29 protein-coding genes are annotated in these 26939 nt (G+C 63.6%); 10 read left to right on the top strand and 19 right to left on the bottom strand.

Going from position 1 to position 26939, the window contains the following annotated elements:
• Positions 1 to 57: 57 nt before the first annotated feature.
• The gene (locus ACBG85_RS07075) at positions 58 to 999 is read left to right on the top strand and encodes a DUF808 domain-containing protein (RefSeq protein WP_030535980.1); all 942 of its coding nucleotides are present in this window, start codon (positions 58 to 60) and stop codon (positions 997 to 999) included.
• On the opposite strand, the gene ACBG85_RS07070 is transcribed toward ACBG85_RS07075, so the two are convergent.
• Positions 996 to 1949 carry a YafY family protein gene (locus tag ACBG85_RS07070; RefSeq protein WP_192712072.1) on the bottom strand — a complete coding sequence of 318 codons (954 nt, stop codon included), beginning with the start codon at positions 1947 to 1949 and terminating at the stop codon, positions 996 to 998. The two genes, ACBG85_RS07075 and ACBG85_RS07070, sit on opposite strands and share 4 nt — an antisense overlap.
• A 64-nt stretch (positions 1950 to 2013) precedes the next feature.
• Between ACBG85_RS07070 and ACBG85_RS07065 the strand changes: the two genes are divergently transcribed.
• Positions 2014 to 2478, top strand: coding sequence for a pyridoxamine 5'-phosphate oxidase family protein (locus ACBG85_RS07065; protein WP_054828425.1), 465 nt, complete (start codon positions 2014 to 2016; stop codon positions 2476 to 2478).
• On the opposite strand, the gene ACBG85_RS07060 is transcribed toward ACBG85_RS07065, so the two are convergent.
• The 3 genes from ACBG85_RS07060 to ACBG85_RS07050 form a co-directional block, all read right to left on the bottom strand.
• Positions 2468 to 3397, bottom strand: a complete 930-nt coding sequence (locus ACBG85_RS07060; RefSeq protein WP_063314832.1) for a cation diffusion facilitator family transporter — start codon at positions 3395 to 3397, stop codon at positions 2468 to 2470. The genes ACBG85_RS07065 and ACBG85_RS07060 overlap by 11 nt on opposite strands.
• Positions 3398 to 3488: 91 nt before the next feature.
• Positions 3489 to 4634: an aromatic acid exporter family protein gene (locus ACBG85_RS07055; protein ID WP_003944297.1), complete on the bottom strand. Its 1146-nt coding sequence runs from the start codon at positions 4632 to 4634 to the stop codon at positions 3489 to 3491.
• Positions 4621 to 5037, bottom strand: a complete 417-nt coding sequence (locus ACBG85_RS07050; RefSeq protein WP_042452165.1) for a DUF3151 domain-containing protein — start codon at positions 5035 to 5037, stop codon at positions 4621 to 4623. Before ACBG85_RS07050 ends, ACBG85_RS07055 begins: the two co-directional genes overlap by 14 nt.
• 125 nt (positions 5038 to 5162) lie before the next feature.
• Between ACBG85_RS07050 and ACBG85_RS07045 the strand changes: the two genes are divergently transcribed.
• A complete protein-coding gene (locus ACBG85_RS07045; protein WP_047269483.1) occupies positions 5163 to 6017 on the top strand; it encodes a nuclear transport factor 2 family protein in 855 nt (284 codons plus the stop codon).
• A 79-nt stretch (positions 6018 to 6096) separates the two neighbouring features.
• On the opposite strand, the gene fbaA is transcribed toward ACBG85_RS07045, so the two are convergent.
• The gene (fbaA, locus tag ACBG85_RS07040; RefSeq protein WP_007726777.1) at positions 6097 to 7134 is read right to left on the bottom strand and encodes a class II fructose-bisphosphate aldolase; all 1038 of its coding nucleotides are present in this window, start codon (positions 7132 to 7134) and stop codon (positions 6097 to 6099) included.
• Positions 7135 to 7264: 130 nt separating this feature from the next.
• Between fbaA and ACBG85_RS07035 the strand changes: the two genes are divergently transcribed.
• Positions 7265 to 8059, top strand: a complete 795-nt coding sequence (locus ACBG85_RS07035) for a DedA family protein (RefSeq protein WP_065455973.1) — start codon at positions 7265 to 7267, stop codon at positions 8057 to 8059.
• A 29-nt stretch (positions 8060 to 8088) separates the two neighbouring features.
• Entirely contained in the window at positions 8089 to 8751 is a 663-nt protein-coding gene (locus ACBG85_RS07030) for a DedA family protein (RefSeq protein WP_003944306.1), read from the top strand.
• 11 nt (positions 8752 to 8762) lie between these two features.
• Here ACBG85_RS07030 and ACBG85_RS07025 read toward each other — a convergent pair whose 3' ends face one another.
• Positions 8763 to 9890: a GTP-binding protein gene (locus tag ACBG85_RS07025; protein ID WP_277376722.1), complete on the bottom strand. Its 1128-nt coding sequence runs from the start codon at positions 9888 to 9890 to the stop codon at positions 8763 to 8765.
• A gap of 44 nt (positions 9891 to 9934) precedes the next feature.
• Positions 9935 to 11287: an LLM class flavin-dependent oxidoreductase gene (locus ACBG85_RS07020; protein ID WP_007726771.1), complete on the bottom strand. Its 1353-nt coding sequence runs from the start codon at positions 11285 to 11287 to the stop codon at positions 9935 to 9937.
• Positions 11288 to 11378: 91 nt separating this feature from the next.
• Here ACBG85_RS07020 and ACBG85_RS07015 point away from each other — a divergent pair, with 91 nt between their 5' ends.
• Complete coding sequence (locus ACBG85_RS07015) at positions 11379 to 12377, top strand: GNAT family N-acetyltransferase (RefSeq protein WP_372026692.1); 999 nt, start codon at positions 11379 to 11381, stop codon at positions 12375 to 12377.
• Here ACBG85_RS07015 and ACBG85_RS07010 read toward each other — a convergent pair.
• From ACBG85_RS07010 to ACBG85_RS06990, 5 genes are all read right to left on the bottom strand, one after another.
• Positions 12340 to 13047 (bottom strand): alpha/beta fold hydrolase, encoded by a 708-nt coding sequence (locus ACBG85_RS07010; protein WP_165639206.1) that lies wholly within the window; start codon positions 13045 to 13047, stop codon positions 12340 to 12342. The genes ACBG85_RS07015 and ACBG85_RS07010 overlap by 38 nt on opposite strands.
• A gap of 11 nt (positions 13048 to 13058) precedes the next feature.
• Complete coding sequence (locus tag ACBG85_RS07005; RefSeq protein WP_003944321.1) at positions 13059 to 14180, bottom strand: glycoside hydrolase family 76 protein; 1122 nt, start codon at positions 14178 to 14180, stop codon at positions 13059 to 13061.
• Between the two features lie 57 nt (positions 14181 to 14237).
• Positions 14238 to 14930 (bottom strand): RNA methyltransferase, encoded by a 693-nt coding sequence (locus tag ACBG85_RS07000; protein ID WP_165639205.1) that lies wholly within the window; start codon positions 14928 to 14930, stop codon positions 14238 to 14240.
• Entirely contained in the window at positions 14930 to 15529 is a 600-nt protein-coding gene (locus tag ACBG85_RS06995) for a DUF6636 domain-containing protein (RefSeq protein WP_064074646.1), read from the bottom strand. The genes ACBG85_RS07000 and ACBG85_RS06995 overlap by 1 nt, the downstream gene beginning before the upstream one ends.
• 67 nt (positions 15530 to 15596) lie before the next feature.
• Complete coding sequence (locus ACBG85_RS06990) at positions 15597 to 16379, bottom strand: SDR family oxidoreductase (protein WP_165639204.1); 783 nt, start codon at positions 16377 to 16379, stop codon at positions 15597 to 15599.
• 34 nt (positions 16380 to 16413) lie between these two features.
• Here ACBG85_RS06990 and ACBG85_RS06985 point away from each other — a divergent pair, with 34 nt between their 5' ends.
• On the top strand, positions 16414 to 16857 hold the full coding sequence (locus ACBG85_RS06985; protein WP_165639203.1) for a hypothetical protein: 444 nt from the start codon (positions 16414 to 16416) through the stop codon (positions 16855 to 16857).
• A gap of 4 nt (positions 16858 to 16861) precedes the next feature.
• On the opposite strand, the gene ACBG85_RS06980 is transcribed toward ACBG85_RS06985, so the two are convergent.
• Positions 16862 to 17575 (bottom strand): lysoplasmalogenase, encoded by a 714-nt coding sequence (locus ACBG85_RS06980; protein ID WP_003944391.1) that lies wholly within the window; start codon positions 17573 to 17575, stop codon positions 16862 to 16864.
• A 49-nt stretch (positions 17576 to 17624) separates the two neighbouring features.
• Positions 17625 to 18305, bottom strand: a complete 681-nt coding sequence (locus tag ACBG85_RS06975) for a 1-acyl-sn-glycerol-3-phosphate acyltransferase (protein ID WP_003944312.1) — start codon at positions 18303 to 18305, stop codon at positions 17625 to 17627.
• A gap of 63 nt (positions 18306 to 18368) precedes the next feature.
• Here ACBG85_RS06975 and ACBG85_RS06970 point away from each other — a divergent pair, with 63 nt between their 5' ends.
• The 3 genes from ACBG85_RS06970 to ACBG85_RS06960 are packed head-to-tail and all read left to right on the top strand — an operon-like array spanning position 18369 to position 20689.
• Entirely contained in the window at positions 18369 to 18932 is a 564-nt protein-coding gene (locus tag ACBG85_RS06970; protein WP_047269489.1) for a TetR/AcrR family transcriptional regulator, read from the top strand.
• 33 nt (positions 18933 to 18965) lie between these two features.
• Complete coding sequence (locus ACBG85_RS06965; RefSeq protein WP_003944339.1) at positions 18966 to 19409, top strand: MarR family winged helix-turn-helix transcriptional regulator; 444 nt, start codon at positions 18966 to 18968, stop codon at positions 19407 to 19409.
• 23 nt (positions 19410 to 19432) lie between these two features.
• On the top strand, positions 19433 to 20689 hold the full coding sequence (locus ACBG85_RS06960) for an MFS transporter (protein ID WP_003944384.1): 1257 nt from the start codon (positions 19433 to 19435) through the stop codon (positions 20687 to 20689).
• A gap of 51 nt (positions 20690 to 20740) precedes the next feature.
• On the opposite strand, the gene pyrE is transcribed toward ACBG85_RS06960, so the two are convergent.
• From pyrE to clpB, 5 genes are all read right to left on the bottom strand, one after another.
• Complete coding sequence (gene pyrE, locus ACBG85_RS06955; protein WP_003944385.1) at positions 20741 to 21274, bottom strand: orotate phosphoribosyltransferase; 534 nt, start codon at positions 21272 to 21274, stop codon at positions 20741 to 20743.
• A gap of 98 nt (positions 21275 to 21372) precedes the next feature.
• Positions 21373 to 22173, bottom strand: coding sequence for an SDR family oxidoreductase (locus tag ACBG85_RS06950; protein WP_037131478.1), 801 nt, complete (start codon positions 22171 to 22173; stop codon positions 21373 to 21375).
• Positions 22174 to 22219: 46 nt separating this feature from the next.
• Positions 22220 to 23107, bottom strand: coding sequence for a hypothetical protein (locus ACBG85_RS06945; protein WP_003944407.1), 888 nt, complete (start codon positions 23105 to 23107; stop codon positions 22220 to 22222).
• Between the two features lie 86 nt (positions 23108 to 23193).
• Entirely contained in the window at positions 23194 to 24165 is a 972-nt protein-coding gene (locus tag ACBG85_RS06940) for a hypothetical protein (protein WP_165639202.1), read from the bottom strand.
• Between the two features lie 158 nt (positions 24166 to 24323).
• A complete protein-coding gene (gene clpB / locus ACBG85_RS06935; RefSeq protein WP_007726750.1) occupies positions 24324 to 26876 on the bottom strand; it encodes an ATP-dependent chaperone ClpB in 2553 nt (850 codons plus the stop codon).
• Positions 26877 to 26939: the final 63 nt, after the last annotated feature.

Genomic DNA, 26939 nt, shown 5'->3' with positions numbered 1-26939 from the left:
CTGCGTCACCGGTTCGGTCCGGCCACCTTTTTCCACTGATTCCACTGGAGGTCTGTGATGGCCGGCGGACTCTTCGCCCTGCTCGACGACGTCGCAGCCCTGGCTCGTATGGCTGCCGCCTCGATCGACGACGTTGCCGCCGCAACCGGTAAGGCGACCGCCAAAGCTGCCGGCGTGGTCATCGACGACGCAGCCGTCACGCCGCAGTACGTCCGTGGGCTCGCAGCCGAACGCGAGTTGCCCATCATCAAGCGCATCGCCATCGGATCGCTGCGCAACAAGCTGCTGATCATCCTTCCGATCGCTCTGCTGCTGAGTCAGTTCCTCCCCTGGCTGCTGACGCCACTGTTGATGGTCGGCGGCTGTTACCTCAGCTACGAAGCGGTTCACAAGATCTGGGGTGCAATCTTCGGCCACGGTGACCACCACGAGGCCGCTGACGAGCATCCTCGCGACGAAGAAGCAGTGGTTTCGGGCGCCGTCCGCACCGACCTGATCCTGTCCGCCGAGATCATGGTGATCGCACTCAACACCATCGCAGGCGAAGGCTTCTGGAGCCGATTGGTGATCCTTGCCGTCGTGGCGGTCGTCATCACCGTGGTCGTCTACGGAGTCGTCGGACTGATCGTGAAGATGGACGACATCGGATTGAAGATCGCCGAGACGTCGTCTGGCTTCACCCACAAGGTCGGCCGAGGCCTCGTTCGCGGCATGCCTCACGTGATGTCAGTGCTCTCGGTGGTGGGTACCGCCGCGATGCTGTGGGTCGGTGGCCACATCCTGTTGGTCGGCATCGACGAACTGGGCTTCCACCCGCTCTACGACGCCGTTCATCACGGCGAAGAAGCAGTCAGAGACATCGCCGGAGTCGGTGGCGTGTTGGCGTGGATCGTCAACACACTTGCGTCGGCGGCACTGGGTCTGGTGGTCGGCGCCATCATCGTCGCAGCTCAACTGGGTATCACTCGCCTGCTCGCAAAGCGTTCTGCAACGGCCTAGTCACTGCGAGTGTGGCGGAGCACCATCTGCTCCGCCACAGCCCGCAGTCCTTCACGCAACGACCGTGGCTCGAGCACTTCGACGTCCGCTCCCAAACCGATCAACTGCGAGAGCGCGACAGCTTCGCTCTCGAGTTTCAGCTCGGCACTCACCCATCCGTCGTTGTCCTCTGGCCCTACTTCGACTGCAGCGGCAAGCTCGCCCACCACATCGGGGAGCCGGCGCCTGCCCTCTGGTGTCAATCGCACGCGACACTCGAAGCGAAGCAGCGACCGGTCGAACTCGGCCATCGACGCCGCCCACCACGACGGCAGGTCGAAATCCACCGGCCGAGTGAACGAATCATCTTCTACCACGGCATTTTTGATGCGCCCGACTCGAAACGACAGCGTTCGACCGTTCATCCCCGCCACCAGATACCAAACACCGGCTTTGATGACCAGACCCAGCGGATCGACCGTCCGCTCGCGATCGCGATAGGCGAAGCGCAGTCGACGCGAGTCCAGCACAGCGGATGTGACGATCGGAAGCGCAGAGATGTCGTCGACGCCGCCGAACCAACCCGGAACGTCCACGAGAATGCGGTCCTGCCACAGTCGTGCACTCTCGCGCAGGGGACCGGGCAGGGAGCGGAGCAGTTTGGCCCCCGCCGAACCGACGGCGTCTGATCGTCCGAGATCTGCAGCGATGGACGGCACACCCAACAGCATGAGTGCGGACGTCTCGTCGTCCGTCATGCCGGACAACTTGGACTGCCATCCGTCGAGCAGACGGATGCCACCACCGGGGCCGCTCTCGGTCCAGATCGGCACGCCGGCAGCCGACAACGAGGCCACGTCGCGGTAGATCGTCCGCACCGAAACGCCGAACTCTTCGGCCAACTGCTCGGCGATAACGCCGCGACTCCCCTGCAAACGCAGCATGAGTTGGAGCAACCGCGCGGATCTCATGGACCGAACATTACCGAGAATTACTGACAGAAGTTGTCAGGAATAGGGGTGCACAATGACCGTCATGGTCACTTGGAAGCAGTTCTCCGAAGAAGTACCCGCTCTTGCCGACGCGGTCCAAGCGCGATTCAAAGCCCACAAGCATCACGTCCTCGCAACGCTGCGCAAGGACGGCTCACCACGGGTCAGCGGCACCGAAGTCGAAATCCTCGACGGGCGTCTGGTGCTCGGTTCGATGTTCGGCGCACTCAAGGCGAAGGATCTCATCCGTGACGGGCGCTACGCCCTACACAGCAATCCCGGTGAGCACACCATGGAGGGCGGCGATGCGAAGATCGCCGGACTCGCACGCGAGGTGACCCGCGACGAGTTCGAAGCCGTGCTCGCAAGCTACACCTACGAGGTTCCGAAACCTCTGCACCTCTTTGTCCTCGACATCGACGAGGTGGTGCACACGACTGTCGACGACGAACACATGTATGTCGACCTCTGGAAGCCGGGCAAGGAGATCACCCGCTTCACCAAGTGACGTTCTTCTCGCAATGCTCGCCGTTGGCACACGATTCCACCTGAACGGTGGCGTGGGAAAGACCGTGACTCTCGAGGACGGTGCGCGCGGATTCCAGAATGTTCGACGAATTCGCGTCACTGGTCAGGTGGACCGTCGCGACATCCATGCCGGTGGTGAGCGTCCAGACGTGTAGGTCGTGAACACCCATCACGCTCGGCAGCGCCGCCAGGTCGGCCTCGACCGCTTCGACGTCGACGTCGGCCGGCGACGCCTGCGTCAGAATGCGCAGCGATGCTGCGGCCAGTTTGATCGCACGCGGCACCACCCACAGCGAGATGAGAACACCGACGACGACGTCTGCCCACGTCCAGTTGAACAGCAGGACAAGGCCACCGGCGATCAGAACGCCGACGCTACCGACGGCGTCGGCAAGCACTTCGAGGTAGGCACCACGCACGGCCAGGCTGTCCTTGGAATCGCCGCGCAGCATCAGCATCACGACGATGTTCGCGGCCAGGCCGGCGGCCGCCGTGATGATCAGGGCGCCGCCCGGGATCTCGGGTTCGTTACCGATGCGGCCGATTGCCTCGTAGAAGACCCAGGCGGCGACGGCCAGCAGCATCACCGCATTGGCCATGGCGGTCAGCACTTCGGCGCGGTGCCAACCGAAGGTCCTGGCCGCGGTGGTGCTGCCCCTCTTCGCGAGCAGCAGCGCCGTCAGTCCCATGGCCATACCCACCACGTCTGTGAGCATGTGACCGGCGTCGGCAAGCAGAGCCAACGAGTTGATCAGGATGCCGACCGTGGCCTCGAGTACGAGGAACGCAACGAGGATCGCAAGCGCGATCGCCATTTTTCTGATGCGTTGCGGTGACGGTCCTACGCCGACCGAATCTGCTGCCGAGTGGCCATGTGAATGACCGTGCCCTGCTCCCATTTGTCCTGTTCCCTCCCAAGTCCTTCTCAGAGCATATGCATACATTCGCATACATACAACGAGTTGCTCAGTGAGCGGGAAACGGCAGAGGTCAGTGATCCGGCTCGTAGGCGGGATGAGGCACGGTGGGCGGCAGAGTGGCGATCGACGAGATTCGCTTCATGCCCGCGACCTGCAACAGGTCGACGACCAGCGATCGAATCTGGGCGAACACCACCGTCGAGGACAGGCCCGCGTTCTCCACTATCGCCGGTTTCAGTTCCTTCGCGACCGAGCGCAGGACGCGCGCTGCTTCGGCCTGATCAGGCTGCTCCCCCGGCTCCGCCAGGATCATGTCCTCGAGAACTTCGACGGCTTTCGACAAGCGCTCGACCTGAGCCACCAGACGCGGATCGAGGATCTCGTCGTCCCTGACCAACGTCAACGAACGACGCGCGAGCACTCGAATGTTGCGCATCGCGTTGTCGATGGGATCGGCTGTCGCCATGAGCCTTTCGAGGCGAGGCCGACTGTTCCAGTACAGCGGGGAGATTCGGCTGATCTCGCGCCCGCCGAGAAGGTTACTGCGCAACCCGTCGATGGCACCCTGAGTTGCGCGCGCCTTCTGCAGTGCCTTCACGATCGGGTCCGGGTCATTCGCGACGAGGCCGTCTGCCACCAATTGCAGTACCTCGGAAGCGGTTCCGAGGATCGATGCGGCATCCTTGCGCGCGCGTCGTACCGGGTGGGTGGGGATGATCGCGACCACCGCGATACCCACCAGACCACCGACAAGGGCATCGATCATGCGATCGGGACCGCCGCTGCCGCCCGGCGGGATCAGCGTCGCCACCAGCACAGCCGAGTTTCCCGCCTGCATGGAGAAGATCGGCCCGCTGTTGAGAAGCACCGCGACGGACATCGCCAGCACGACAACCAAACTGATCTGCCACGGTCCGCTCCCGATACCGGAGATGATCAGATCACCGATTCCGATACCGACCGTGACTCCCGCAACCAACTCGAACGAGCGTCGTAGTCGTGCACCCAACGACAGACCGAGCGAGACCACAGCGGCAATCGGCGCGAAGAACGGCGCGTGGTGCCCGATCACCGTGGTGGCAACCCACCACGCCAATCCGGCCGCCAAGGCACATTGAATGATCGGTAGCGCCGACGTCTGAAGCCGACGCACCGATTTGCGAGCCCGGTCCTTGATGCCGGCCCGGCTCGGACGGAAACTGCTAACCGAGGCCAAGCGCTTCGGCGGCGTTGGGATCGCAGTCTTCGAGCAGATCGAGGCAACGCGCGTACTCGTCGGCTTCACCGATCGTCTTCGCGGCCTTGGCCAGGACTGCGACGCAACGCAGGAAACCACGGTTCGGTTCATGGCTGTAGGGCACGGGACCGAAACCCTTCCAACCGTTGCGACGCAGTTGGTCGAGTCCGCGGTGGTATCCGGTACGCGCGTAGGCGTAGGCCGTGATGGTTTCGCCCTTGTCCAGTGCAGCCTCGGCCAGGTAGGCCCACGCAATGGAGGCAGTGGGGTGGTCGGCCGCCACCTGGGCCGGATCAGCGTGGTTGAGCAGTGCCGATTCCGCGTCGTCGTCGCCGGGAAGCAGAGTGGGCTTGGGTCCGAGCAGGTCACCGAATTGGGTCATGCGCTCATTGTGCCCGCTACGCCTTTCTGCCACAGGACCGCCTCGCCGACGGTCGGAGTTATGCAGGCTACATACCGGTCGTTACCCTGACATGGTCATTGCTGCATAAGACCGAAGGGTTACCCGTGCCGGACTCGAAAGACGACAACTCGAAAAAGAGCGCAGCACCGAAGGGTGCGCCCGAGAAGTCGGCCCCGACCGAACCTGCGACTGTGGCGATCCAGAAGACAGACAAGGCCTCGAAAACGGACGGCGACGCCAAAGCTGCCAGCGCACCAACCGTCGCGATCCCCAAGGCAACTCAGGCACCCACAGCAGCACCGACACCCCAGCCCAAGCCGGAGCCCGCCACCGTCGCGATTCCGAAAGCCGCGCAGCCGACACCACCACCCCGGCAGGCTCCAACCCCACCACCACCGCAGCGCGCTGCGCCTCAACCGCAGCAGCGCGCCGCGCCTCAACGTGTGGGTGTCGCAGCGACCCCACCGCCGGCTCAGCCGATGCCGACTCGCATCGAGCCCGCCGCGCCGGAGAAGACCAAGCGCAGCGGCAAGGGCTGGTACATCGCGGCAGCAGCGGCCGGCGTCGCCGTCCTCGCGGCGATCGGCGTCGCCGTATTCGTCTCGTCCAACAGCGGTAGCGGTGAAAGCTCACCCGAAGCTCAGGTCCAGACCGCCATCTCGACGTACGTCGACGCTCTGCAGACCGGCGATCTGGCAACGCTGCGAACGTCGACCTGTGGGGCGTTGGGCGAGTACTACCGCACCATTCCCGACGCAGCGTTCGCGCAGGTCCACGACAATGCCGTCGCGCAGAAGACGATCCCGCAGGTCGGAGCCGTCGACGCGGTGCGCATCACCGACGACACCGCGATCGCTCAGGTCCAGGCGAGTTTGCCGAGCACGGGCGAGCAGTCGTGGCGCACGTTCGACCTCGAGCGCCAGGACGGCACGTGGAAGGTCTGCGATCCCAGCAAGTAGGTACCTGAACAGAAAATGCGCGCCGGCGAGAATTTCGCCGGCGCGCATTTTGTTCTGTGAAGCGCAGTTGTGAAACCGATCAGCCTGCCGACACCGAGCGTCCGGCCGACTTCAGGTCGTTGCACGCCTCGACGACGCGAGCCGTCATGCCGGCTTCGGCCTTCTTGAGGTAGCTGCGCGGGTCGTATGCCTTCTTGTTTCCGACCTCGCCGTCGACCTTGAGGACGCCGTCGTAGTTGGTGAAGAAGTGTCCGGCGATCGGACGGGAGAACGCGTACTGGGTGTCGGTGTCGACGTTCATCTTGACGACGCCGAAGTTCAGCGAGTCCTCGATCTCCGACTTCAACGATCCCGATCCACCGTGGAAGACGAAGTCGAAGGGCTGCGAACCGGAAGCCAGGCCGAGCTTGGCAGCGGCGACCTTCTGGCCCTCTTCGAGAACCTCGGGCTTGAGCTTGACGTTGCCCGGCTTGTAGACGCCGTGGACGTTGCCGAAGGTGGCGGCAAGGAGGTACTTGCCCTGTTCGCCGATGCCCAGAGCATCGACCGTCTTCTCGAAGTCTTCGCTCGAGGTGTAGAGCTTGTCGTTGATCTCGGCTTCGACGCCGTCTTCTTCACCGCCGACGACACCGATCTCGACCTCGAGGATGATGCGTGCAGCCTTCGAGAGGGCGAGCAGTTCCTTGGCGATGGCCAGGTTCTCGTCGATCGGGATAGCCGAGCCGTCCCACATGTGCGACTGGAACAGCGGGTTACGACCGGCGTCGACGCGCTCCTGCGAGATCGCGAGCAGCGGACGCACGTAGGTGTCCAGCTTGTCCTTCGGGCAGTGATCGGTGTGCAGCGCGATGGTGACGTCGTACTTTGCCGCGATCACGTGTGCGAACTCGGCGAGCGCAACAGCGCCGGTGACCATGTCCTTGACGCCCAAACCGGAACCGAACTCGGCGCCGCCCGTCGAGAACTGGATGATGCCGTCACTGCCGGCGTCCGCGAAGCCCTTGATGGCTGCGTTGATGGATTCGGAGCCGACACAGTTGATGGCGGGGAAGGCAAAGGAATGCTCCTTGGCCCGACCAAGCATCTCGGCATAGACCTCGGGAGTTGCGATAGGCACGGCGGGAGTCCTCCATATACGTGTCGTTCGGAGCGCTCGGCGATGTGAAAGCGCTTCGTGTGGTCCTAGCAGTATGGCAAGTCCGACTCGTCACGTCTCTTTGCGGTCTCGGCCCGCCGCCACCGACGCGATGACCTGCGGTGGTGGGAAACACTCAGATTCGGCCGGTACTCTGGCCACCGTGAATGTGCAGGCAGCAACTGAATCCGTGACGAACCTGGCCTTGCTGCCGGACTTCCTCGACCCTGTCCATCTTCTGAACTCGTTCGGGACCTGGTTCTTGCTGGGCCTACTCCTGGTCGTCTTCATCGAATCAGGCCTGCTGTTTCCGCTCTTGCCCGGCGATTCGCTCCTGTTCACTGCCGGTCTGGTCGCCGCGGCAGGCGCCGGAGCCAGTGAGGTCGAAGGCTTCGCACCGCTGTGGCTGCTGCTGCTCACCATTCCGATCGCCGCGATTCTCGGCGACCAGGTGGGCTACTACATCGGCATCAAAGGCGGAACTGCTCTCTTCAAGAGCAACGACGCACGCATCTTCAAGAAGAAGTACATCGACGAGTCGCATGCGTTCTTCGAGAAGCACGGTCCGATCACGATCTTCCTGGCGCGCTTCGTCCCGATCGTGCGCACGTACGCTCCGCTGGTCGCGGGTGCCTCACGCATGAAGTACTCGGTCTTCCTGACGTACAACATCGTCGGCGGCATCGTGTGGGGTGCAGGCGTCACGCTCCTCGGCTACTGGCTGGGGCAGATCGGCTTCATCCGTGACAACATCGACATCATCTTCATCGGCATCGTTCTGGTGTCGGTTCTGCCGATCATCTTCGAAATCGGAAAGCGACTTTTGTCGTCGAGACGCAGTGAAACGGCGAATACTTCCACTACGGACAATTCGACGGTGACAGTCCCCGAAGACCCCACCCCCTGATTGCAGAACGAGGCGAAGAACTGACGACGATGACGCTCGCATCCGGCAGTTTCTCCCCGCTCGAGACTGCCGGGCCTCTGTTGGTCTGGATCATCGTCGTCACGTTCGTCTTCATCGAGTGCGCGATCATCCTCGGGTTGTTTCTCCCCGGTGATTCGCTTCTGATCACAGCCGGAATCGTTCTTGCCGGCCACGAATCCGGCGCGGGCCACGTGTGGGCGTTGTCTGTCGGTGCGATGATCGCGGCCATTGCCGGCAACCAGGTCGGGTACGTCATCGGCCACCGGACCGGCAATCACATCAAAGCCCGTAAGGGCGGCAAGTACTTCACCGAGAAGAACCTGCACCGCGTGAACATCCTGTTGGAAAAACACGGGTTCTGGGCGGTCCTGATTGCTCGCTGGGTTCCGTGGGTGCGCACCCTGTGCCCGATGGTCGCGGGCGCAGCCAAGATGAACCACACGCGCTACACCATTGCGAGCACCATCGGCGCGATCATCTGGGCGCCCGTGCTCCTGCTACTCGGTTTCTACGGTGGCTCGTTCCTCGATCGCGTGCCGTGGTTGCTGCCCGCCGTGCTGATCGTGATGATGGTCAGCTTGGTCATCGGTACTGCGCTGGGAATCTGGCAGTACCGCAAGGAGATGGCCCGACCGGCCGAAGACGTCGAGGTCGAAGAAGTCCTCGACTAGAAGCTGACTGCTCAGTGCAGGTGGCTCTGGTCCCACGCCGGCAGCGGGTCTTCGTAGCGAGTCCATGCCCGCGGTCCTTCGCGTAGTTCGTCATCGGTCAGCAGAGCCGGATCGAGGATTCGTGACGGCGCCGCCGGGTCCAGTTTCACTCCGATGAACACGATCTCCTGCCCTGGCACCTCCGCCGCCGACGCCCACAGTTGAGCCGGTTCGATGACGAGGTTGGGGCCTGCCTGCGACCAGATCGCGGCGAACTCGGGCCGACTGGCGATCCAGCAGAATCCCTTGCTCCGCAGGAGTCCGGCGAACTGACCGAGCGCGGCCTCGAGTCGCGCCGGATGAAAGGGTCGCGAGGCGCGGTATGTGACGCTGCGTATTCCGTATTCCTCGGTTTCCGGGGTGTGCCCACCGGCCAGTTCCTCGTCCCAACCGGATACCTGCGCAGCAAGTTCCGGGTTGTAGAGACCGGTTTCGAGGACACGGTCGAGGGTGACTTTGCCGTGATCTGTTCGAATCAGTTGAGCGGTGGGGTTGAGCCTACGAAGCGTCGCCTCGACGGTTCCTGCCGCCCGCGGGCTCACCAGGTCGGTTTTGTTCAGCAAGATGACGTCGGCGAACTCCACCTGATCGACCAGGAGATCGGAGATGCTGCGTCCGTCCCCCTCCCCTGCTTCGAGGTTGCGTTCGTCCAGTCGTTCGCCTTTTGCCAGCTCGCCGAGGAAGGTCGACGCGTCCACCACGGTCACCATGGTGTCGAGCTTCGCGAGCGAGCCGAGGCTGAAACCGTCCTCGAATTCCCAGTCGAAGGTGGCCGCCACCGGCATCGGTTCGGAGATGCCGGTGGACTCGATCACCAACTGATCGAATCGCCCCTCTCGGGCCAGGGCGCCGACGGCGTCGATCAGATCCTCACGCAGCGTGCAGCAGATGCATCCGTTGGTCAGCTCGACCAACTTCTCTTCCGTGCGGTCGAGATGACCCTGGCCCGCGACGAGGGCCGCGTCGATGTTGATCTCGCTCATGTCGTTGACGATGACGGCGACCCTCCGGCCATCGCGATTGGCGAGAATGTGGTTGAGGAGTGTGGTCTTGCCTGCGCCCAGAAATCCGGACAGCACGGTTACCGGTAGCTGCTTCATTCCTTAATGGTAACCATTGTCATTATCGACAACAGCGGGCGGGCCTACTGCACTGCAGAGGCACTACCCGAGAACTGGCTCTCGGGCCTCGGCAAACCGAAATGATCACGAAGGGTCGTACCCGTGTATTCAGTCCGGAAAAGACCGCGATCCTGCAGGATCGGGACCACACGCTCGGTGAAGATCTCGAGCCCACCCGGGTAGTACGGCGGCATGACGTTGAAGCCGTCAGCAGCACCGCTGGTGAACCATTCCTCGATCGTGTCAGCCACCTGCTCGGCGGTTCCGGCAAACACCCGGTGCCCGCGCGCACCCGCCAAACGATGAAGCAGTCCCCGAACCGTCGGACGCTCACGCTCGACTATGCCGGCGATCACCTGCAATCTGCTTTGCTTGTTGTCGGTGACATCACCTGCCGCCGCGAACAATTCGACAGGAACCGGTGCATCCAGTTCCAGATTCCGAACATCGGTCCCGGTGAGTGCACCGAGTTGCGCGAGCCCGTACTCCGGCGAAGTCAACTCGTTGAATTCTCGCTCGAGCGCCTTGGCTTGTTCCTCGGTGTCACCGATGAACGGGCTGATTCCGGGCAGGATCTTGACATGATCGGGGTTGCGCCCGAACTGAGCAGCCCTCGACTTGATGTCGGTGTAGAACGCCTGCGCATCGGAAAGTCTCTGGTGCGCTGTGAAAATCGCCTCCGCATACTGACCGGCAAACGCGCGACCGTCGTTGGACGCCCCGGCCTGCACCAGCACCGGGTATCCCTGCGGCGTTCGCGGTGCGTTGAACGGTCCCCGCACCCGCAGATGCCGGCCGACGTAGTTGATCTCGTGAATCTTGTTTCTGTCCGCGTAGATTCCGTTCTCCCGGTCCAGACTGATCGCGTCGTCCTCCCAGCTGTCCCACAACCGCACCACCGCGTCGACGAATTCCCGTGCGCGCGAATACCGGTCCCCGTGATCCGGGTGCTTGGCCAGCCCGAAGTTGGCTGCCGCCAGATCCGTACCCGTGGTGACGATGTTCCACCCCGCGCGTCCGTTCGAGATGTGGTCGAGCGAGGCGAACAGCCGAGCCAGGTTGTACGGCTCGTAGTACGTGGTCGACGCCGTCGCGATCAATCCGATTCGCTCGGTCGCCACTGCAATGGCCGTCAACAAGGTGATCGGCTCCAATGTCCCTGCGGGACCGTGCTCGACGTCGCTGCGCAACGCGGGACCGTCGGCGAAGAAGATTCCGTCGAACTTCGCCGCCTCAGCAGTGCGAGCGATCTCCTGGAAATACGTGACGTCGAACAGACGTTCCGGGGTTGTCCACGGATGACGCCACGCCGCTTCGTGATGACCGGCGGGGTGGATGAACGCGTTGAGGCTCAGTTGGCGCGGAGAATCAGACATGCCTGAATGCTGGCAACTGCCGCCGCAGTCCGACAGGGTTAGGGTTCGCGTGATTCCAACTCAGGGTGGGCAGGTCGGTATCGTCACATGGGTGAGCCGCGTAGTTGTAGCCGAGTTCGTACCGTCCGGAGCGACAGCAACTGTTCTTCATCAGTGGTGTGAGGTGTTCGCCGAAGGCCAACGTCACCTGTCCGGGACTGCGCCGACAGCGACTGCGCTGATGGAAATGATCGAGGCCGAAGACAATTCGGCCGATGTACGGCGTTGGATTGCACGCGACGCCGGCACCGACGAGGTCCTCGGCATCGCCCAGGCACGACGCAACTCGGCCGAAGCCGATCTCGCAGAGTTTCGGATGTACGTGACACCCCACGCGCAGCGACGAGGGGTAGGACGAGCGCTTGCCGAACTCGTCGAAGTCGCCATCGCCGGGTTCGGCGTGCGAAGAATCAGAGTGACGGCGCTCGTCGGAAGCGCAGCCGAGCATTTCCTGCGATCGTTCGACGGTCACCGCGTGTTGCTTCGGTTGGCCAACCAGGTTCAGCACCTCAGTGCTCCCACCGCACACAGCACCCGCCCCGGCTATCGAATCGTCAGTTGGCGCAACCGAACCCCGGACGAGCTGGTCCACTCCTTCTCGGAGGCATTGAACCGACTCCTCGACGCGCCGGGCGCCGAACTGCAGATACCCGAACGTAATTGGGGAGCCGACGAGGTCAGATCGTGGGAACAGAAGATGACGGGTGGCTCTCAAGTACTCCTGGTGTGCTGCGCGGTCGACGACAGCGTCGGCGAAGTAGCCGCAGCAACAGTGGTGACGGTGGACGAACATGACAGCACCCACGCATCGCAGCACGACACCGTGGTACTTCCCCAGCACCGCGGGCACGGTCTCGCTCAGTGGGTCAAGGAGCAACAAGCGACTGTATTGGCAGCTGAATTTCCCTCCCTGCGAAAGATTTACACAACGGTGAACGCGGAGAATCACCCGATGCTGACCGTCAATCGGAGCCTCGGATACCAGACCGTCGCGGAGCGGATCCTGGTGGAAATCAGGAGAGCCGAGAGTGCGCCGCACAAGCCTCGGTGACGATCTTCCTCCACAGGAGCGGGTGAGACTGCCAGAAGTTGTGCGCGACACCGTCGACTACCTCGAAACTACCGTTAGGCACGAGCTCGGCCAGTTGCTGCAACGGCCACGACGGGCGAATGTCGTCGGCCGCCGCGAGAAATGTCATGGGCACCGGTGAGTCGGCCAACTGCCGAAACAGCTGTGGTTCATGGATCCATTCGATGAACGATTCTTGAAGCGATTGCCAGACAACAGGTTCCCAAGGTATCTGCGGGTCCGGCTCGATTCCCGCTTCGTACTGCTTCGACCATGTCCGGTCCTTGTGGAGGCCGTGCCCCGCGATGCCGACGACGCCGGACACCGATTCCGGACAGTCGAGTGCGTACCGCACCGCCAAGTCGGATCCCCACGAGTGCCCCAGCACGACCCAGCTGTCGATCTCGAACGTGCGGCGGACGAGTTCGAGGTCCGCAACGGCCTGCGCCATCGTATGAGCGCCGCCACCGGACCGGCCGACTCCGCGTGGCTCAGGGCACCACGCGCGCATTCCTTCCGGAACCAGCTCGTCGTGAGCAAGATAGTGAACGCATCCCGGGCCGCCGGAGAGAACCAGAACGTCCGCCCCTGCCCCACAGACATCGACGTGAAGACGTACGCCGTCCGTGTCGACCACGTGCCGGGATTCCATGAGGAAAAAGCCTAACGCTTACGCGGGTATCCAGCCGCCGAGACGACAAATGCCGCCTCCATGAGCATCCACCCACCTACCTGCACCGAGAGGTCTCGCTCGGGCACGCTCGACGAGCGCACGGTTCCGGCGGCGAAGGTGGCGATGTCGCCGGACAGACTCGGCAACTGAGCATCCTTGGTCCAGTCGTGCCCGAACAGCGGCAGACCTTCGATCTGCAGTCTGTTGTTCCAGGCCGCTTCCGCGGAGGACAGAACGATCTGCGCTGCGAGTTCGCGCGCTCGCAGGTCCTCGTGAGTCTCCCAGGACAGGTTCACCACCACGAACGCGAGGTAGCGAGCCAGGATTGCGTTGAACAGTCCGCCGTCGCCTCCGCCACCGCCCGTGATGACTCCGTACTCGGTCATGCCGTCGTACACGGCGTCGACGAGTTTGTGGACTCGCTCGCGGTGACGCGGTTCGCCCAATCGTGTCGACAACTCGGTTTCCAACCCCAGCGTGACGCCCTGACAGTACGAATAGATCGCGCGCTCGAGGGTGCCGTCGCGGCGGATACCGTCGAAGATCAGTCCGGAGTCCGGATCCCGCAGTGTCTCGTCGATCCAGTCGGCCGTTGCCTGCGCACGCCAGAGTTTTCCGGTGCGCGCCAGCATGATTCCGGCGGGTCCGTTTGCCGGTGTGTTGTAGAAATCGGAGCCTTTGCACCACGGAATACCGCCGCCGTCGGCCGGGGACCACGAATCGAAGAGTTGCGATTCGAGCGCCTGAACCGCGGTTCGGTGATCGACCGAGAACATGCGTTGCGCACGTTCGAGCGAGAGGCCCAGCCACGCCATGTCGTCGTAGTAGTTGTTGGTCCACGCCGAGACGTTGCGGACCCGCACACTGCGGGCAACCTTCGCGACCCGGCGACGACGCTTGGGGGTCGGGTCACGTTCGAGTGCGTCGATCGCAGTATCGAGCAGGTGCGCTTGCCACCAGTAGTGCCACGGCTTGAACATCCGCTCGCGTCGAACAGCAGGCCAGGCAACCACGCCGAGTGCTGTCCGGGGCATTCCCCACAGGCGCCGAAGGTGACGACTGACTATCGCGCCCTCAGCCGCATCGGCCCGCTCTGCCCACACTTCCTGCATAACTACCTATCCTGTCTGGTCGAGGCGCTACACGCTAGCCGGAATTCGCGAGCGAGATCAGCGGGAATCGGCGAGATCGGCATGCTCACGTACCCACGCGTGCATCGCGATGCCGGCCGCGACACCGGCGTTGATGCTGCGAGTCGAACCGAATTGTGCGATCGAGACCGTCATGGACGCAACCTCTTTCGCATGATCGGTCACTCCGGGGCCTTCTTGACCGAACAGCAGGATGCACTCCCGCGGCAGGCTTGCCGTTTCCAGCGGCACCGACCCCGGGGTGTTGTCGACGGCCACGATCGTGAGTGAATTCTCACGGGCGTACTCGACGAGTTCGCCGATGTCTGCATGGTGAACGATGTGTTGGTATCGATCGGTCACCATGGCGCCCCGCCGATTCCAGCGCCGACGCCCCACGATGTGGACCGCGGCCGCGGCAAACGCGTTGGCCGTGCGGACCACCGTGCCGATGTTGGCGTCGTGCGCGAAGTTCTCGATGGCGACATGCATCGTGTGACGGCGCGAGTCGATGTCCTCGACGATCGCTTCCCGCGTCCAGTACCGATACTCGTCCAAGACGTTTCGACGATCACCCTCGGCCAGAAGTACCGGGTCGTAGCGCTCGTCGGTCGGCGGTTCCGTGTCGTGCTCCTCGGCCCAGGGTCCGACGCCGTTGGGATTCTCGCCCCACTCGGTGGGTCCCGGTTCACCGGCTCCGCCGGACACGTCGTCGGCTGCGACTTCGGACATCAGAACACCTCGTTGGAATCTGCAGCCACGGTGAAGCCGTGCGTGGTCTGATCGTTGACACACGAGACGTCTGTCGCGGTGGTCGTACAGGTGAAACCCAGTTTGCTCAGCGGTTGACCGGCCGCCAACACCGGATCGGCGTCGGGGCCGCCAGAGGTGTACACCTCTCCGCCCGAACACATGAAAGCACCCTCACCCTCGTCGGTGACGCGAATACCGTTGCCCCAGTTGACCATGCAGCTCTCCGGCCGCGGCGGAACGGGAGTGGTCGTTCCCTCGCACCCGGCTTCGATTCTGGTGGGCAACTTGATGATGCCGCACTGGAAGTTTCCGTCGGGAGTGGTGAAGTAGTACGACTCGTTGCGCTCGAACTGCACGTCCGTGAGTGTCGTCGTCGGTGGCAGCGTCGTGGTCGGTGGTTCGGTGGTCGTGGGGACGACGGGCGCGACGGTGGTGGTTGTCGTCGGCACTGCGGTAGTGGTGGACGAACTGGGCTGCGCCGCTACGGTCGGCGCTGAATCCGCCTCCCCGCCGCACCCTGCGAGCACTAGCGCCGACCCGACGCCCAACAAGACGAACCCCACCCGAACACGAACCACCCGACTACCTCCACACACGTCATCTTGGCCCAGCAACAGCCGACAGTGCACTCTATCGTGTGGTCGACTAAGTGCTGGTGACGCGCTTGTTCATCAGCCGTGAGAGCCACGCGGGCGAGAACCGCGACGCGCTGAGGAAGAGCTTCGCCTGAGTTCCGACCGGGTAGTGAACCTTGTGCATCCGTCCGGCGCCGCGTGTGGCCGCCCACAGTTCCTGCGCGACGTCGGTTGCAGTCAGCTTGATACCCAACGATCTGGTGGCTCCGGTGTCCATTCCAGTGACCATCGCGGTCTGGACGAACAACGGCCAGAGCGCGAGAACACGGATGTCGTGCTGTGCCCATTCCAGATCGAGCGCCTCGGTCAGGCCGCGGATCGCGAATTTGGTTGCACCGTACGTCGCCAGTTCGGGCTGGCCGTAGATCGCCGAAGCGGAGCACAGATTGACCACCTGGGCGCCGACGGTATCGCGGAGGTACGGGAAAGCCGTGTGCGTGCCGTTGAGGGTGCCGGTGATGTTGATGTCGACCATTCGGCGATGCGCCGCAAGAGAAATATCCTCGAACCGTCCCGAGGAGAGCACGCCCGCATTGTTGATCAGGATGTCCAGACGCCCGGACTCCCCGGCAAAATCGGCCAGACACTGCGCCCATCCGGCCGGATCGGTGACGTCCAGGACATCCGTCACGACGCTCCCACCGAAACCGTCGATCTCGGCCTTCAAGGAGGCAAGGCCGGCGTCGTCGATGTCGAACGCGCCGACGCGGTATCCGTTGCGCGCGAACAACAGCGACGTCTCCCGCCCGATTCCAGCCGCAGCACCGGTGATGAAGACGTTCGGTTCGCTCATCCGGTCAGGCTATCCTGGATGTGGAGGAAATCTGATGAATCACCGTCGCGTCGTACACACCGTGTGTTTCATCGCGGTGGGGTATCTGATCGTGCTCGCCGTGTGGCTCGGATGGCTGGTCGAGCACACCCCACCTGGCACGCTGCCCTATCAGATCGGCGGGTTGCTCGCCGCTTTCGGCTCGGTTCTCGGATTCGGAATGGCATGGGCCAACCGCCCGACCCGCGCCGAGCGCAAACTCGAAAAGCACGGCCTCGCAGGGTGGGCACGAATCGACACCGTCACACCCCTGCGCCGAACCGTCGACGGCGAATTGGCCAAGCTCGCACTCCACCTCACGGTTCCAGGTTCCGATTCGTACTCGGGCCGGATCGAGTACGAGATCCGACCCGAGTACAAAGACAAGATCACTCCCGGATCCACGGTCACCGTCATGGTGGACCCGAAGAACCGAGACCGAATCATGCTGTGCCCGTGAAGGACTAGACGCTCTTCTTGCGTCCCAGCGCCAACATGCCCTCCACCAGCATCAGCTGCGCTCCCGCGTACGACGCCAGGATCACTCCCTCGGCAGCAGCGCGGCCGGCAGTCCCGCGGATGAACAGACGACGCACCACGATCAGTCCGTCCGATGCGGTGAAGAGCACTCCGCCCAATCCTAGCCAGGAGCGTCGATCCTTGTTCGGGACGACCACGTCGAGCACGGCGTTGGACTGCGGTGCCAGAGCGGGGTCCGCCGACAACGTCGAGGTGGTTCCCAACATCAATCCATATCCGGTGAGCGGCGTCGACACGCTCGGGGCCTTGGCACGGAGCAGTCCGGACGCCGTCGACCAACCGCTGATGCGGGGCCGCAGGGCAGCGCGGGTCGGCCGAGCGCCGCGGCGCAGCAGGAGCGCCGAGTAACTGGCCTGCATCACCGCGAACGAGGACGCGCCCTTGATCAGACGAGCATCGTTGTCCGGGTCGATCATGAACACGTCGCCGACAGTTGCAGCGGCGAGACCGGCCAGAAGCAGTGCGGTATCGGCAGTTTCCGTCTCCGAGCGCTTGCGCAGCACTCGGGCGGCCAGAGCGGGTGCGATCAACGGCTTCGCGATCTGCTGAACCCGCTCGTTACCGACTACTGCCCCGACCACTGTCGCTGCCGTCGCCGCCGCAAAAACTGCGTGCTCGATGCCCCACTTGCCCGCCATCACAATCCTCCTGTTGGTTACACGTCCAACAGCGACCGTACTGGGTCACTCAGGCGGCATCGCCGGATTTGACGTCCGCGCCGTAGACATCGACGTATTCCTGCCCCGACTGGTCACAGAGCACTGCCATCAATTCGTCCGTCGCCGCACGCACGACGGCCTGGTAGCCACGAAGTTCGCGGTACCGAGAGAAGTCGATCGGCTCCCCTACCGTGATCCGGACCTTGCTGAAGCGCCACATCCGCGTACCCGGCGGGTTGACTGCGTCGCCGCCGTGTACGACGACGGGAATGACCGGCGCCCCGGTTTCCAAGGCAACTCGAATCGCTCCGGTCTTTCCCTTGTACAGGCAACCGTCGGGTGATCGTGTTCCCTCGGGGTAGATCCCCCAGACACCACCCTTGTCTAGAATCCCGATGGCCGTGTCCAACGCCGCACGGGAGGCGTCGGCGCCGCTACGGTCGATCGGCACCTGACCGGCCCCACCGAAGAACCAGCGCTGCATCGCGCCCTTCACACCGGTCCCGGTGAAATATTCACTCTTCGCGACGAAGGTGATGCGTCGGCGCACCATGAGAACCAGGAAGAACGAGTCGACGACTGCCCGATGGTTGCCGGCGAGAATCACCGGCCCCTTCTTGGGGATGTGGTGCTGACCCTCGATCGTCGGCCGCCCGAACAGCCAGAGGACCGGGCCGATCAGGACGTATTTGAACAGCCAATAGAGCACAGGGCATCACCTTTTCCGTCTAGTAGACAGTGTCTACGACGAGAATAGTAGACACTGTCTTCCATGACTGTCAGCAGCCTTCGCGAAACACTCGTCGCCACCGGCGTCGAGATTCTCGATGCCGACGGCGCCACAGAACTGACGCTACGGGAGATAGCGCGTCGGGCGGGCGTGTCGCACGGCGCCCCGCGGAGATACTTTCCGACCCACAACAGCCTGCTAGCCGCAATTGCCTCACACGGCCTGCGCGATCTCGCCGACAGACTCGATCCCGTCCTCGCCGGCAAACAACCCGCTCGTAGCCGATTGATCTCGGCAGCAATCGAATACGTGTCGTTCGCCCAGGAGCGACCGGCGATGTTCGAGTTGATGTTTCGCCACGACCTCCTCGAGGGCGCAGGCAGCAACCTCCGAGAGTCTTCTCTCCCACTCTTCGCCGCCCTGCAATCCCTGACCGAAGAGGCCGACGCCTCCGATCCCACCACATCTGCGTTGAACATCTGGACCGGAACCCACGGCATCGCAGTGCTGGCGGCAAATCGAAGCCTCACACTCGTCGCACCCGACCTCGATGTGCCGTCGCTGGTAGCCACCGCCGTGACGGACCACCTTCCACGGACTCGTTGATTTACATAGTTAACCTATGCAATAATATTCTTCGTGACAGACGAAGAACAGCAACTGCACGAACTACTCGTCGACCTCGTGAGCAATACGCACCGCTTCGCGAAGCTGGCAGGCTCCTTCGCGTCCGATCAGTACCCACGCGCCTGGCTGCGCGCACTCTCGTTACTCGAGGAATACGGCGAAATGCGGATCAGCGACTTCGCTCGACTCGACAGAAGCTCGCAGCCCTCTGCCACTGCACTACTGCGCAAACTCGGCGAGAACGGTTACGTCGAACGCCGCGCCGACCCCGAAGACGCCCGGGCAGTTCGAGTGGCCATGACGGACAAGGGCCGAAAGATCTTGAACGACGGTCGAAACGAGATCGCCGACGCTCTAGTCCCCCACTTCGTCGAACTCGGGCCCGAGCAGATCAAGAAACTGGCCGACGGATTGGCCGAATTGCGGTCCATCATCAAGACTTCCGATCCCAGCTGAAACACCCACCACTGAAAAAGGAGGTGGCCGTGAGCAACACGACCGCGACATCAACGCACCAGAACGAGGCTCCGCCGAGCCTCCTGAAACAACCGAAAGCGGTGTGGGCGGTAGCCTTTGCCAGCGTCATCGCCTTCATGGGCATCGGATTGGTCGATCCGATCCTCAAACCGATCGGCGAACAACTCGACGCCACACCGTCGCAGGTTTCGCTGCTGTTCACCAGCTACATGCTCGTCACCGGCGTGGCCATGCTCATCACCGGTGTGGTGTCCAGCCGCATCGGCGCCAAGAAAACACTTCTTGCAGGCCTTGCCATCATCATCGTGTTCGCTTCTCTGGCAGGCGCTTCCAGCACCATCGGCCAGATCGTCGGATTCCGTGCGGGCTGGGGACTCGGCAATGCACTGTTCATCGCAACGGCGCTCGCGGCAATCGTCGGCGCGGCCAGCGGCGGCGTGGCACGGGCGATCATCCTGTACGAGGCTGCATTGGGCATCGGTATCGCAGTCGGACCGCTGGTCGGCGGAGTTCTCGGTGACATCAGCTGGCGCGCACCGTTCTTCGGCGTCGCAGCCCTGATGGCGGTCGCCTTCATTCTCATCGTGGTGATGCTTCCGAGCGCACCCAAGCCCGAACACCACACGTCCATCGCTGCGCCCTTCCAGGCGTTGCGGCACCGCGGGCTACTCACCGTTGCCATCACCGCGCTGCTCTACAACTACGGATTCTTCACGCTGCTCGCGTACACGCCGTTCCCCCTCGACATGGGGGCGTACCCGATCGGATTCATCTTCTTCGGTTGGGGCCTGATGCTGGCGATCTCGTCGGTTTTCCTCGCCCCTCGCCTGCAACGACGCTTCGGCACCCTGCCGATGATGATGCTGGCACTGACCCTGTTCGCACTCGACCTGGGCATGATGGCGCTCTTCACCGAGAACAAGATCGTCTTGATCGTCGGTGTCGTCCTCGCCGGTTTGTTCCTCGGCGTGAACAACACACTCATCACCGAAACCGTCATGATCTCAGCTCCCGTGGAGCGGTCGACCGCCTCGGCTGCTTACAGCTTCGTCCGATTCGTCGGCGGCGCCGCTGCTCCGTGGGTAGCCGGCAAGCTCGGCGAATCCAACGTCCACATGCCGTTCTGGGTCGGCGCGGTGCTCACCCTCGCCGCCGTATTCGTCCTGTCGAGCGGACGTAAGGTTCTCGCTCACGTCGACGACCACGATCCCGCGCCGCACAGCGTCGACGAAGCACTCGCCGTCACCGTAGGCGACTGACCCCTGTGAGTGGTTGAGGAGTGCAGGGACTCCTCAACCACTCACGGGGCGTCAGCTCAGGTTCAGATCTTCCAGGCCCAGCAGCGAGCGGTACTCGACGCCCTCGGCACCGATCACCGCATCCGCACCCGTCGCGCGATCGACGACCGTAGCGACTCCGACCACGGTGGCCCCTGCCTCGCGCAGGGCCTTCACTGCTGTCAACGGCGAATTGCCCGTCGTGGTCGTGTCCTCGACAACCAGGACACGCTTGCCGACGATGTCCGGGCCCTCGATCTGGCGCTGCATCCCGTGGGCCTTCGCGGCCTTGCGGACGACAAACGCATCGATCGGTCGGCCGGGAGCGTGCATCACCGCCATGGCAACCGGGTCGGCGCCCATCGTCAAACCGCCGACGGCGTCGAAATCCCAGTCCGCGACCAGTTCACGCAGCAGCGAGCCGATCAGCGGCGCTGCCTTGTGGTGAAGTGTCGCGCGGCGAAGGTCGACGTAGTAATCGGCTTCCTTGCCCGAGGACAACGTCACCTTTCCGTGTACAACAGCCAATTCGCGCACCAGCGCAGCCAAATCCTCACGATCGCTCATGAGTGCTCAGCCTACCGACCACTGCCTTGTGTTCGGCTTCTGCCTCTGGGCTACGTCCGGCTTCCGCCTCTGGGCTACGTCCGGCTTCCGCCTCTGGGCTACGTCCGCCCGCGGCCTCGTCCGACGATGTTGGTCAGCCGGCGAACCAGCCCCTTGGGAACGAGACGCCCGGCCGTCGTGAGGACCTTGTACTGGAATCCCGGAATACTGATGACCTTGTCGTCACCGAGATCCTTCATCGACGCCGCAACCACCTGGTCGACGCTCAGCCACATCGGCTTGGGGATCGTGGACATCTCGATGCCCGCGCGCTCGTGGAACTCGGTGCGAATGAAGCCCGGGCACAGCGCCTGCACGCGCACTCCCGTCCCGGCCAACCCGCCGGACAGCCCTTCGGTGAACGAGATGACATAGGCCTTGCTTGCCGAATACGTCGAACCCCGCCCGGACAGCAGGCCCGCGACGCTCGCCACGTTGACAATCGTTCCGTGCGCCGACGCGATCATGCTGGGCAGCGCCGCACGGGTCAGCCGCATCACGGCGGTGACGTTGACGTCGAGTTGAGACTGAAGAAGCGCCGGATCGGCGGTCCAGAACTCGCCGGAGGTACCGAATCCGGCGTTGTTCACCAACACCTCGACGCCCTTCTCCAAACGAAGCGCGACCGTGTCGCGTCCGGCCTCCGATGCGAGATCGGCAACCAGAATCTCCGACTCGGTGCCGAACATCGTCTTCAACTCGGACGCGAGGTCGTGCAATCTGACCTCGTCACGTGCGACGAGAACCAGGTCGTATCCGAGGGAGGCGTATTTCTTGGCGAAACCGGCGCCGAGACCAGAGGTGGGTCCGGTCACCAGGGCAACGGGACGCACAGGGCGATCCGAGTGGGAAGTCGACATACCGGCCACGCTAGTGGTTATCGCGCCTGGACGGGAACCTTAAAGGTCAGTCGACCGGGCGAATTGTGCCCGAGCGCTGCGACGCCGGGCGCTGAGCCGGCTTGTCAGCCGCCTCGGGCTTGCGCAGCGATTGATCCGGACGTGGCGCAGATTCCCGCGGTGCGGGCTCACGCGGTGCGGACTCACGCGGGGCAAATTCACGCGGCGGAGCGTCACGGGGCGGCTGCTCTTGACGCGAACGGGGCTGTTCTACCGGATCCGGAGTTGGGCGAGACTTCTCGGCGCCCGGCCGCGGGCGGCTCGGATCGTGATCGACCTCGAGTTCGTTGGGATCGGTGACGGGAGGCAGGACATGCAGAATGCCGGACAGGCGCGCAACCGACTCGATTGCCGCGTCCCAGTCCCGGCCGTTACTGGTCACCGGAAGCGAACCGAGCGTCCACTGCCCTTCGCTCCACAGCATGCTGATCGACGGCGGAACCGATTCGGTGAACGCCACCATGCGCTGATCACAGACACGACGTGCGATCTCGAGATCGGTCGCGAAGACGACTCGTGAACCGATCGCACCCAACAGGTTCAGGTCGCCGTCCTTGGGCGGAGCCGTCGACTTCAACCGAAGATCGATGTCGACGTCCGACCCGATCTCGCGGCGAACAGCCACGATGGTTGCGGTCTCCTCCAGGTCGAACAGCACGAACTGCTCTCCGCGACGGCGGCCGCGGACGACGTCGGTAGCAGTGAGGTAGTCCTGCTTGGCCATGACCGCGCGGTGCCATTCGCCTGCCAGCTGATCGTCAGTGGCCGTGTACGTGTAACCCTGCGCCTTGGCCCAGATCTGACGCACTCGCCCGGATTGATCTCGCCTCGTCCTGTCGACGTACAGAAGCGCACCCGCGCCTGCGAGTGCAATTGCTGCCAGTCCGAACCACATTCCAGTCATCACCCTCCAGGGTAGCGACTCGCGGCCTCAACCTCCCGCGACACCCTGGTGGACTCGCCCGATGTGTCGTGAACGACTCAGTTGCCGAACTTCGGCAGCGACGTACTCAGAATCGTGTTGGCGGTCATCGTGCCGTTCTCCACCGGCGTTCCGTCCACGACGATGTTGTCTCCCGGTTGCAGATCGGCGATGGTGGCGCGGTTGAGCGCGATGAGCGTGGTGTCCGCGGTGGTCAGAATCGTCACCTGCGAACCCCCGATCGAATCGATGACCAACGTGCCGCCGTCGTTCGACTTCACGGTGCCGACGGCTCCCCCGGCGTCACCGATGACTTCGCCGAGCCCGCCTGGAAGCTGGCTGAGCGGAGAATCCGTCGTCGGAGTCGGCGCCGTGGTGCTGGCCTTCGGCGGTGTCGTGGTCGGCGCCTGCGTCGTGGTGGTCGGGGGAACGAAAGCGGTCTGGGTGCCCTTGTCGTTCGAGCCGAACGCCGAGAACGCGATGATCGCGATCACGGCGACCAGGATCCCGACCACACCGGCGGCCACCCACGTCGCGAGCTTGCGCTTCTTACCGCCGCCCGACGATCCATCGTCGATGAACGGCTGTTCCGGCGGAACTCCACCGCCACCACCGGCAACCGGATACTGCTGTGTATTTCCGTACTGCTGCGTGTTCCCGTACTGATCCGGGTTCCCGTACTGCTGAGCGGTGTATGGCGGATAGGCCTGCGTCGCACCAGGCGGCGGCGCCTGCGGATCGAACTGCGGGTTGTAGGCAGGGAACGCCTGAGTGGGATTCGGCTGCTGCCCCTGCTGCCCCAAGTACTCCGTGTTCTGATCCGGTCCGCCGTAGGGATACTGCTGTGCCCCCGGATACTGCTGTGCCCCCGGCTGCTGACCGAAAAACTCCGTCGGCTGGTTCGGATTCTGGCCGGACACCGTCCCGTACTGCTCCGTCGGCTGGTCGGGCGTACGCCCCCACACCTCGGTCGCCTCGGGATCCTCACGGCGCGGCCCACCCGAGTTACGCGGATCGTTCTGATCGGTCATGCCTGGCTCACCTTCGGTTGGGACGAAAGAGCGTCGAAGTCGTTCGGAGAGGCGCGGGTGCACTCGTCCCCGGTTCGAGCATCCAGCCATCCAGGGTAGAACAAAATGCGAATGCCCCGCCGATCCAAGTGGATCGACGGGGCATTCCGCTTACGGAATCAGGAGAGAACCAACTGATCCGCGTCCTCGCTGACACCGACGTGCACGGTGTCGCCGTCCTGGACCTTGCCGGCCAGGAGCAGCTTGGCGAGCTGGTCGCCGATCGACTGCTGAACGAGTCGACGCAATGGCCGAGCGCCGTACAGCGGGTCGTAGCCGCGCACTGCGAGCCACATCCGAGCCGCACCGTTCACCTCGAGGGTGAGACGACGCGCAGCCAGACGCTTCTGCAACTGCTCGAGCTGGATGTCCACGATGTGCTCCAACTGCTCCTCGGAGAGCGAGTCGAAGATGACCACGTCGTCGAGACGGTTGATGAACTCCGGCTTGAACGCGTGGCGTACCGCATCCATGACCTGCTCCCGCGTGCCACCGGATCCCAGGTTGGAGGTCAGGATCAAGATGGTGTTGCGGAAGTCCACCGTGCGGCCTTGACCGTCGGTCAGTCGGCCTTCGTCGAGTACTGCGAGCAAGACGTCGAACACGTCGGGGTGTGCCTTCTCGACCTCGTCGAAGAGGACCACCGAGTACGGGCGTCGTCGAACTGCTTCGGTGAGCTGGCCACCGGCTTCGTAGCCGACGTATCCCGGAGGAGCACCGACGAGTCGGGCCACCGAGTGCTTCTCACCGTATTCGCTCATGTCGATGCGGATCATCGCGCGCTCGTCGTCGAAGAGGAAGTCCGCCAAGGCTTTGGCGAGCTCCGTCTTGCCGACGCCGGTCGGGCCGAGGAACAGGAACGAACCGGTGGGCCGATTGGGGTCGGCGACACCTGCTCGGGCGCGGCGAACCGCATCCGAGACGGCGACGACGGCGTCGGTCTGGCCGACGACACGCTTGCCGAGTTCGGACTCCATGCGGAGCAGCTTCTCGGTTTCGCCTTCCATCATCCGGCCGGCGGGGATTCCGGTCCAGGCTGCGACCACGTCTGCGACGTCGTCGGGCCCGACCTCTTCCTTGAGCATCACGTCACCGTCGGAGGCAGCTCCGGAAGCGGCTGCTGCCTCTTCCAGTTCCTTCTCGAGCGCCGGGATACGGCCGTAGCGCAACTCGGCTGCCTTGCCCAGATCGCCGTCACGCTCAGCGCGTTCGGACTCTCCTCGCAGGGTTTCGAGCTGTTCCTTCAGCACGCGCACCGAGTCGATGGCCTGCTTTTCGTTCTGCCAGCGGGTGCTGAGCTGATTGAGCTTTTCGCGGTCGTCCGCGAGTTCCTGACGCAGCTTCTCGAGCCGAGCCTTGGACGCGTCGTCGGTTTCCTTCTCGAGTGCCACTTCTTCGATTTCGAGTCGGCGAACCGTGCGTTCCACCTCGTCGATCTCGACGGGACGCGAGTCGATCTCCATACGAAGTCGCGATGCGGCTTCGTCCACGAGGTCGATGGCCTTGTCCGGCAGGAACCGCGACGTGATGTAGCGGTCCGACAGCGCGGCAGCCGCCACCAACGCGGAGTCGGTGATGCGCACGCCGTGGTGCACCTCGTAGCGCTCCTTGAGGCCGCGCAGGATACCGATGGTGTCCTCGACCGAGGGCTCACCGACGAGCACCTGCTGGAAACGACGCTCGAGTGCTGCGTCCTTCTCGATGTACTTGCGGTACTCCTCGAGTGTGGTCGCACCGACCAGCCGCAGCTCACCACGGGCGAGCATCGGCTTGATCATGTTGCCTGCGTCCATCGCGGATTCACCGGTGGCTCCGGCGCCGACGATGGTGTGCAACTCGTCGATGAAGGTGATGACCTGTCCGGCACTGTTCTTGATGTCGTCGAGGACAGCCTTGAGGCGTTCTTCGAATTCACCGCGGAACTTGGCACCGGCGACCATGGACCCGAGATCCAGGGACACGACGGTCTTGCCTCGCAGCGATTCCGGGACGTCACCCGCGACGATGCGTTGGGCAAGGCCCTCCACGATCGCGGTCTTGCCGACGCCGGGCTCACCGATGAGTACCGGGTTGTTCTTGGTACGACGCGAGAGCACCTGCACGACACGGCGAATCTCGGTGTCGCGACCGATCACCGGGTCGAGCTTGCCGCTACGTGCAGCTTCGGTGAGGTCGGTGGAGTACTTTTCCAGCGCTTGGTAGGTGCCTTCGGGCTCCGGGCTGGTGACGCGAGCGCTACCGCGGACGGTGGTGAAGGCTTCACGCAATGCGTCCTGGGTGGCGCCGTGCCGTACGAGCAACTGTGCGACGTCGGAGTCGCCGCCGGCCAGTCCGTAGAGGACGTGCTCGGTGGAGACGTATTCGTCGTCCATCTCGGTGGCGAGGTGCTGAGCAGCAGTAAGTGCCGCGAGTGCCTCACGCCCGAGTTGCGGGGTGGAGCTTGCGCCGGTTGTCTTGGGTAGGCGATCGACGATTGCCTGTGCTTCACGGTGTACGACCGTGGGGTCGACGCCTACAGCTTTGAGTAGTGGGGCAGCGATGCCGTCGGTCTGGTCGAGCAATGCGACCAGCAGATGGGCAGGCCGGATATCGGGGTTACCCGCCGACGACGCCGACTGCAGTGCAGCCGTCATCGCAGCCTGGGTCTTGGTTGTTGGTGTGAACGAGTCCACTTGTCACCTTTCTGGCGAAGTCGAACGGGAAGAGCCGCGACCGGTTGGTATTGCGACTGTGTC

The organism is Rhodococcus sp. NyZ502, from assembly GCF_041464245.1.
Classification (GTDB): domain Bacteria; phylum Actinomycetota; class Actinomycetes; order Mycobacteriales; family Mycobacteriaceae; genus Rhodococcus_F; species Rhodococcus_F qingshengii.
This window is presented reverse-complemented; position numbering and strand designations above follow the sequence as displayed.